The organism is Mesorhizobium sp. M4B.F.Ca.ET.089.01.1.1 (assembly GCF_004022605.1).
In the GTDB taxonomy this organism is placed as follows: Bacteria; Pseudomonadota; Alphaproteobacteria; order Rhizobiales; family Rhizobiaceae; genus Mesorhizobium; species Mesorhizobium abyssinicae.
Window position 1 is genome coordinate 1 of sequence record NZ_RZOS01000910.1, and the last position, 1,051, is coordinate 1,051.

The following is a 1,051-nucleotide window of genomic DNA, read 5'->3' on the forward strand; positions in this document are numbered from 1 at the left end:
GTGCCGGTTGCCGGCCCTTTGACCTGGATCCGGCCGTACTCGCCGGTGCTCCTGGCAACGGCGAGTACGGCTGGATCCAGGTCAAAGGCCCGGCAACCGTCACCACGGCGCTCGTCTCGGGCGGCGATGGCAACGCGCTGATCCTCTCGGCCACCACCGACGGCACCCTGAAGGTGGCCGCCGCCGTGACCGACACGGTTTGCGCCTACGCGATCGACGCCTCGGCGAAGATCATCATGTGCGCGTTCCCGTACTGACCGCACCTCGGGCGGGCTGTAACGGCCCGCCTGCCTTTCCTCTCGCAAAGGAGTGCCAGAGATGGCCGACAAGAACGAAGCCCCCGCCGTCGCCGTCGATACCCAGGCCGGCATCTTCCCGAAATTCCGCAAGCTTTGGAACGGCGGCGAGCACCGCAACGCGATCAACCTCGCCAATGCCGAAAAGCTGTCTGAAGCCGAGTGGGCGGCGCTGCACGCCGAGTTTCCCGGCATCGTCGCAGTGAGCAACCAGTAGGGCTCCGCTGGCGCCCACAACGTTTTCAGGAGCCGAAAAAATGAGCGAAGCGCAGCCCCTTATCCGCGTGATTGGGTTCAAGCAGAGCTACGAGAAGTTGCCGGTCAAGGGCGATCCGGTGAAGGAGAAGTGCGACATCAAAGGCTACAAGCTCGATGCCAGCGGCCGGCGCATCCTTGAGCTTCAGCCCGAGGATTGGGTGACCTATTCGCCATCGCATTCGCCGCTGAACACGCGCACCACCGAGCGCGTCCGCCATCTGCTTCCCGACCCGTCGCTGATGGGGGAGGACCAGGACGGCGAGAAGCTGCGTTTCATGACGGCCCGCTGGAACCAGATCGAGCCGGCCTATGCCGCATTCAAAAGCGGGCAGGAAATCCCTCTCAACGGGACCGCGCTCGCCGCCTGGTCTGGCGTCACTCCCGAGCAGGCCGAAGTGCTGCGTACCGCCGGCATCCGCACGGTCGAGGAAGTCCGCGACCTCACCGACGGCCAGCTTGACCGCGTGCGTCTTCCGAACATGCGTGATCTGCGCAAG

Annotated in this window: 2 protein-coding genes and 1 pseudogene; all 3 read left to right on the forward strand. The window is 65.0% G+C overall.

Annotated elements, in window-relative coordinates; translation table 11 throughout:
• Window positions 1-257: pseudogene (locus EN780_RS34945) on the forward strand (hypothetical protein); the annotation flags it as partial.
• 61 nt (window positions 258-318) lie between these two features.
• Entirely contained in the window at window positions 319-513 is a 195-nt protein-coding gene (locus tag EN780_RS34950) for a hypothetical protein (RefSeq protein WP_128276519.1), read from the forward strand.
• 40 nt (window positions 514-553) lie between these two features.
• On the forward strand, window positions 554-1,051 hold a 498-nt coding region (locus EN780_RS34955; protein ID WP_128276520.1), incomplete at its 3' end, for a hypothetical protein.